Here is a 6,857-nt window from a genome sequence, read left to right on the forward strand (position 1 = left end):
GCAACATCACCGACGCGGACTTCGCCACCGAAGCCTCCAACATGAGCCGCAACCAGATGCTGGCCCAGACCTCTATGTCGATGCTGAAGCAGTCCAACAGCATGTCCGGCATGGTGATGTCTCTGCTGGGCTAATCCCCGCTCATGATGTGAAAAACACCGCTTATGCGGTGTTTTTTTTCGTCGAACTCTTTCCTCCTGCCGGGAAACGAGCCTTCCACTGCCGCACTATCCTCATGATCTAAAAAGAATTAACTTATTGGCACGATGATTGCTTGTAGCCAATACCCTTGTGCAGACAATTGACGGCAGGGAAAACCGCCTTTTTGCACAACGCTCCGGAGAATCACTCAGTCAGGCGAATCAAAGACTATGTCCAGTAAGAAGAAAGTAACAACGCCCACGGCATCCAAAGACAGCCTTTTGTCGTCTTTGCTGCAGCGTCAACAGACAGGGAAAACGCAGGAACTGCCGTTTGTCAGCGTGATCTGCCCGACGTGGAACCGCCGGGAGTTTCTGCCCTACCTGCTCTACATCTATCAATATCAGGATTATCCGGCGGACAAGCGCGAGCTGATTATCGTTGATGACTCCGCACAAAGTAACGAAGACCTGATTGAGATGCTGGTCGATAAAACCCAGCAAAATGTGCGTTACCACTATAGCGAGAAGAAGCTGATCCTGGGTGAAAAACGCAATCTGCTCAACGAGATGGCGACCGGAAAATACATTATCTGTTTTGACGATGATGACTATTATCCGCAGGACAAAATCAGCGCTCAGGTTGCCGCGATGCAAACCCATAACGCTACCTTTTCCGGCTGCGATCAGATTTACATCTGGTACAGCCATCTCGATAAAATTTATCGCACCCGTTCGTTTGGCAAAAACCATGCCCTGAACGGCACCTTTGGCTATCACCGCAATTTCCTGCGTACTCATCGGTATGACGATACCGCTACGCTCGCCGAAGAAGTCAGCTTCCTTAATAACTTCACTGCGCCGGTGCTGCAACTGCCACCGGAGAAAGCGATTTTGTGCATTTCTCACAGCGCCAATACCTATGACAAAGATTTCATTCTGGGCTCGACGGAACCGACGGATTTAACGCTGGAAGACTTTGTGCAGGACAACAACCTGCTCAGCCACTATCGCCGCCTGAGTACGCTGCCGACTAACACGCGCGTGGAATGGAGCACCTTCAGCAAAATTGCTGTTCTCTACGAGGCGGGTGACCAGCAAGAGTGTGACAACGCGCTGACGACTTTGCGTGAGTTGGGCATATCGCAAGAACAACTGCTGCCGGTTGAAAAAGTACGCCATGCATCCGCCGAACGCGCCGAGCTGGAAACGCACTGCCAGATCCTCGAAAAGGCTAAAGAAGCCCAGTGGCCAAACGTGCTACTGCTGGACGCTCGCCTCAGCTACGTGCATAAAGAAGGCGCGGTGAACAACCTGAACGGCCTGCTGCGCCAGCTGCCGAACATCGACTGGCAGGTTTTGCTGCTGGGTGCGAATTACCACCAGATTATTCCCCTGAAATCCCTCAACGGCGTCGCGCGAGTTGGCGCGGCGGAATGCGGATGTGCTTATGCCGTCCAGCAGCCGTTTATCGACACCCTGCTGACTGTCTACCGCGAAGCCCTCGCGCAAAACGTGTCGCTAACGGCAGGGTGGCCTTTGCTGATGCGTGAGTCCTGCTGGCTTGGGTGTTATCCGAGTTATGCGTTCTTACAACACCTCCCCTCGCCCGATGGGAAAGAGATGATCGACTCCACGCATCTGTTTTTCAAAAAAATTCAGCCCAATACGGCTTCGTAATTTGTTAAAGGACACTGAAAAATATGGAACATTATCAACCCGAGTTTGTACTTCGCTTTCTGGCCGAAAACGCCGACTGCACCTGCCCTGCCTGCCAGTCAGCCGCTGAAGGATCGCCGCTTATTCAGGTGAAATTCAACAACCAGCAGCGCGACTCGCTGGATTTACGCTGTGAAAGCGCAGCCCGTCAGGTGTTGCTGAACCCAAAGGCGTTCGTGCTGCATGCCGAAGAAAATGATGAGCAGGCCGATGCCCCCGCAGACCTGTGGCTGGAAACCCTGAACCAGCAGTGTCTGAACCTGGCGATGCACCCGGCGCTGACCGTTGAAACGGCGCTTTATGCCATCGGCATTCTGCTGAGCAAAGCCAAACAGTATCAGCAGACGCAGCAGGACGATTCGTCCCTGCTGGTGATGATGGCAGAGCAGATTGGGCATTTAGGTGAAGAAGGCGTTCTGGCAGAGCAATATGCACAGCTGCCGCAGATTGGCAGCGTCGAAACGGAAGCGCTCAAAACGCTTGGGACGCATCGCATTAGCTTCAATTTGCCGATGATGGAAAAGATGGCCGTTTCCCTGAAAGTGGGTGAACTGGTGGTGATGAACGACGCACAGCTGGCTGACCGGGTGACCGCTCTGAATGCCGTCTGGGCACAGGCATCGTCAGACAACGCGCTGGTCTGGATGGCACGCAATGTGCTTATTTATCAGCTGTATCACGATATTTTCCCGGGCAGCGACAGCGCCACTTATGGCACGAAGATGCTGCAATTAGCCACGCAGTTTTTCCAGTTAAAAATGCTGCTGGCTATCTGGGTGGAAACCGGTAATGCCTTAACCGAAGAAAGCGTGGTGTCTCTGTTCAGTAGCTGGAAACAGCTTCCTGCGACCACCTCTTCTCCGCTGGCCTTAAAGAGCGATGACGACACCGCGTTGCTGCACGCTTTATCCCTTATTTAATCTTTTTGGCGGTCGTCTCGATGACCGCCTGTTCTGGTTTACCTCCCCCATTATTGAGAACAGATAACGCATGAACGTGATGAAGAGCAGTGACGCTCTGCTGCATAATCAAGCCCTTAATGAGGCCGCAATCGCCTGCCTGTCGCTGGAAGCAGTGACGGCTGAAGAGCGCCTGTACGCCCTCGCCATTTTGCTTTCTGCAACCGACAAACTGGCTGACAGCGAAGAAAGCCGCCGCAAAATTCTCTCCATGCCTGCGCGTCTGGCTGAGCATGCCCAAAGCGGCGAATTGAGCACAGGTTTCCAGAACGTGGTGACGGTAGACGTGCTGCGTAAATCCTTGATTCAGGTTTGTGGAACGATGGTTGCCGAGTGGAAACAGTTGCCCGAGTCGAAGCGTAAAAACAGCTGGCCGATGCAGGTCAGCCTGCTGCGTCTGGACAAGGTGCAGAAAGACGACACCGTGCAGCACGAACTCGATGCGATCTGGCAAACAAAAGGCCAGAAGGCCTTCGAAAAAATGCCGTGGTCAATCAGTCATTATCTGACCTTCCGCATACAGCAGGGTCAGTTCACGGCGCATTCTGCGCGCGCAATCAGCGACAGCTTTCTCGATTTGGTCGCCGACTATTATCAACTGCGCACCTTATTCAGCCTGTGGATGCAGGACGGCAGCGAACTGGCAGAATCTGATGTCGTGAGCATCATGGCTTTGTTTGAAAACTGGCGTACCGATGAACAAGCAGACCGTGGTCGCCCGCTCGATATCTCGTTATTTGCCGACAATGCCGTCCTTGCTGCCTGCTCCCTCCTGCCGGGTGGAGCAGCGCTATGAACACCAACACCGTCACCTTTTCCGCCAGGAAGGCCGAAAATGAATGGCACAGTGCCATTGCACAAGCGCTTAAAACCGGCGCCGATATCCTTGTTGAAGACCTCGACGAAGATCGGTTTCACGTCGTCGCCCACGAACTGAAGCAGCATCAGTATCGCTGTATAGGCGAAAGCCGCTTTACACCGCTGCGCGACGAGCAACTGCACATTGTCGTCACCGCCACCAATGACAACACACATTTCCTGCAACCCGTGATAGCGATGATGCGCGAGCAGGGCCACCTTGTAAGCGAACTTCCGAATGCAGGCATGACTCAGGCATCGTTAACCGACAAGCTGAAGCATTGCGATCTGGCATGGTTTGAGTGGGGTGATAGCGCGATCATTGCCGCCAGCCATCTGCCTAAATATTGCCGGATCGTCTGCCGCATCCACCGTTACGAGCTGTACGGTTCAGCCTTCTTACAGGCCAACTGGGAAAATGTGGATGAAGTCATCGTGGTCAGCGAAGCCATGAAAAAACGCTTTGTGAGCCAGTTAGCGGATAAGCTCCCTCCCCGGTTGAAAATCACGGTGCTACCCAACCTGACCGGGCATTTGCCGAAACCCGTTCAGGGTGAAAAGAACCCGTTTCATCTGGCCTGTGTTGCCCGCTTTGCGCCGCAAAAAAACCTGATGCAGCTGCTGCCCATCATGCAGGCGCTGGTCAGGACAGACAGCCGCTACACCGTATATATCGCCGGACGCATCGAAGATCAGTGTCTCTATGAGAGCTTTTGCGAGCTGGTCAAAACCTACGGCTTATCTCGCAATGTGGTGATTGAAGGGGCGCTTCCGGCTGCGGAAATGGCGAACTGGTATCAGCGTAAATCGTTCATTCTCTCGGTGAGCTATAACGAATCGCAAGGAATGGGCATTTTTGAAGCTATGCTCGCAGGCTTAAAACCCATCGTCTTCCACGCTGCCGGAGGATTAAGCGAGTACTTACCAGCCCGTTATCTGCTTTCCTCCATTGATGATGCTGTGGCAAGCATTGTGGCCGGGAATGAACATCCTGAACGTTATGCGCAAGAAGCCCAGGCGGCACTTCAGCAGGATGCGCTCTACCCGAAATACGCCAGGCTCTGGCAACGCGCGCCACACGACGCGGCGTTATTCTCCATTGTTATCCCCTGCTACAACCGGGAATCCTTGATCCTGCCTGCCGTTTGTTCGGCGCTAAACCAGCGAGATGAGAACTTCGAAGTGGTCGTGGTGGATGACGGTTCGCAAGACCGCAGTATGGAGATGCTTGAGAACCTTCATGACTCCCGTCTGCGAATCATCAAAAAACCGCATACCAACGCGCCTGATACCCGAAATGCAGGCATTGCAGCGGCTAAGGGGTGCTTTATTGTCTGGCTCGACAGCGATGACTTGCTGCATGCCAATGCGCTTTCCCACTACCGCGAATTGCTGGCGCAGTGGCCTCAGGTTGATGTGATTTCCTGTGGCATGGAAACCCATGGCGATAACAAAGAATTCCGTGCGCTCAATAATCATTCCCCCGCAAACTGGCTGCATCTGATTGCCCGAGGCAACATTGTCGCCAACCCCGGCTGCTGCATCCGTAAAACGCTGTACGCCAAAGTGGGTGATTACGATGTCCGCTATCTTCGCGCTCACGATTATGAATTCTGGTCACGAGCGTTAGGCACAGCCAAAGCAGGCTTCACCGCGCAATGTAACATCACCTATCGCCTGCATGACGGCAATCTGACCGGGATGGGCAAGCCGGTCGACCACAGTTACGAATACCGTATTTTCAACGCTATTTTGCAGCGCTACCGCCCGGAAGCACTGTTCCCGGGCGTGCCACGCAAACAGGTCGAAGCGTTTATTGCAGCGCAACGACAAAGCCTGCGGGACGATTGTGGGCTGGACAATCTGCTGATTGTGATTGATGCGACCCAGGGTGCAGTTGAATCCTTGCTGGACGCCATCAACCTGTTTGGGTTACAGCAGGACAAAGCGTTCCAGCTGGTGGTGGTTTCCAGTGAGGCGTTACCGCTGGCGAGTTTGTCAGTGTTAATTGCGCCAGAAGTGTGCCCTGTGCAAGTAAAGGAGTACGCACAAACCGTGTTCCCTGAAACCTTCAGCCGCATTTACCAGTGGCAGCCACAGCCGTCGAACGACAACCCACAGCTGGTGGCTGACCTGAAAAACGCCATCCTCGAAGACAGCGCACTGCCTGCTGTTTTCAGAGCGCTCTAATTTTTACCGTACAGGAACCATGATGTCTCAACAAAACACGTTAACGTTTTCACATTCGGCCCAGTACTGGGACGACCGTTATCGCCTGAGCGGGAACTCCGGGGCTGGCTCCTATGGCCGATTAGCGGATTTTAAAGCCGATGTCCTGAACCGGTTTGTGGCTCAGGAGAACGTGCAGTCAATTACCGAATTTGGCTGCGGTGACGGCAACCAGCTGTCGCTGGCTCACTATCCTCAGTACACGGGATTTGACGTCTCTGAGCATGCTGTTCAACTTTGCCAACAGCGTTTCAGTAACGACCCGACGAAGGAATTTAAGTTAGTGGATGCCTGGGATGGTGAGCAGGCAGAGCTGACGCTCTCGCTGGATGTGATTTATCACCTGATTGAAGAAGATACCTTTGAGCGTTATATGACCACGCTGTTTAAGGCTTCCTCACGATTTGTAGCGGTATACGCTTCTAATGATGAAGCACTAAATACGCTACTGGGTGGGCACGTGAAGCATGTTCGCCATCGCTGTTTCACCGACTGGCTTGCCAAAAACATCACCGATCGCTGGGTGCTACACGAGTTTATTGCCAACCAGTATCCCTTTGATGTTCGCGCGCAAAACCAAACGTCGTTTGCCGATTTCTTCATTTTCCGCCGCTGGGATAACTGATTTTACTGCTTATGCCTTTGCCGGGTGGCGCTGACGCTTACCCGGCCTGCCAGACCTTCCCCATAGGCCCGCGCCGCCGGGCTTTTAATCCGCTGATTCAAAACAAATTATAATTTTTTCAAAATAAAATTTAATTCGCTGCTCCGGCGTGTCGTTTTGTCTCAGTACACAACAGGAAAGCCGGATGAGCCGGTTTCTTCAGGAGATAAATACAATGGCACTTTCCCTTTTCACTAACTCTGCAGCTATGTCTTCCACCAATGCCCTGAACCAGGCTAACAGCCTGCTCTCCACCTCTATGGAGCGTCTGGGTACCGGTAAACGTAT

6 protein-coding genes are annotated in these 6,857 nt (G+C 53.1%); all 6 read left to right on the top strand.

Features of this window, described 5'->3' with window-relative positions:
• Positions 1-134: flagellin (locus ACRCWW_RS17945; protein WP_438682425.1), on the top strand; the 134-nt coding region annotated here is incomplete at its 5' end.
• Between the two features lie 237 nt (positions 135-371).
• On the top strand, positions 372-1,820 hold the full coding sequence (locus ACRCWW_RS17950; RefSeq protein ID WP_438683604.1) for a glycosyltransferase family 2 protein: 1,449 nt from the start codon (positions 372-374) through the stop codon (positions 1,818-1,820).
• 23 nt (positions 1,821-1,843) lie between these two features.
• Complete coding sequence (locus tag ACRCWW_RS17955) at positions 1,844-2,779, top strand: hypothetical protein (RefSeq protein ID WP_438683605.1); 936 nt, start codon at positions 1,844-1,846, stop codon at positions 2,777-2,779.
• A 79-nt stretch (positions 2,780-2,858) separates the two neighbouring features.
• Complete coding sequence (locus tag ACRCWW_RS17960) at positions 2,859-3,614, top strand: hypothetical protein (protein WP_438683606.1); 756 nt, start codon at positions 2,859-2,861, stop codon at positions 3,612-3,614.
• A complete protein-coding gene (locus ACRCWW_RS17965) occupies positions 3,611-5,866 on the top strand; it encodes a glycosyltransferase (protein ID WP_438683607.1) in 2,256 nt (751 codons plus the stop codon). Before ACRCWW_RS17960 ends, ACRCWW_RS17965 begins: the two co-directional genes overlap by 4 nt.
• 22 nt (positions 5,867-5,888) lie before the next feature.
• Complete coding sequence (locus ACRCWW_RS17970) at positions 5,889-6,530, top strand: hypothetical protein (RefSeq protein WP_438683608.1); 642 nt, start codon at positions 5,889-5,891, stop codon at positions 6,528-6,530.
• The last annotated feature ends 327 nt before the right edge of the window (positions 6,531-6,857 follow it).

Origin of the sequence: Scandinavium sp., from assembly GCF_051650185.1 — a bacterium.
GTDB lineage: Bacteria > Pseudomonadota > Gammaproteobacteria > Enterobacterales > Enterobacteriaceae > Scandinavium.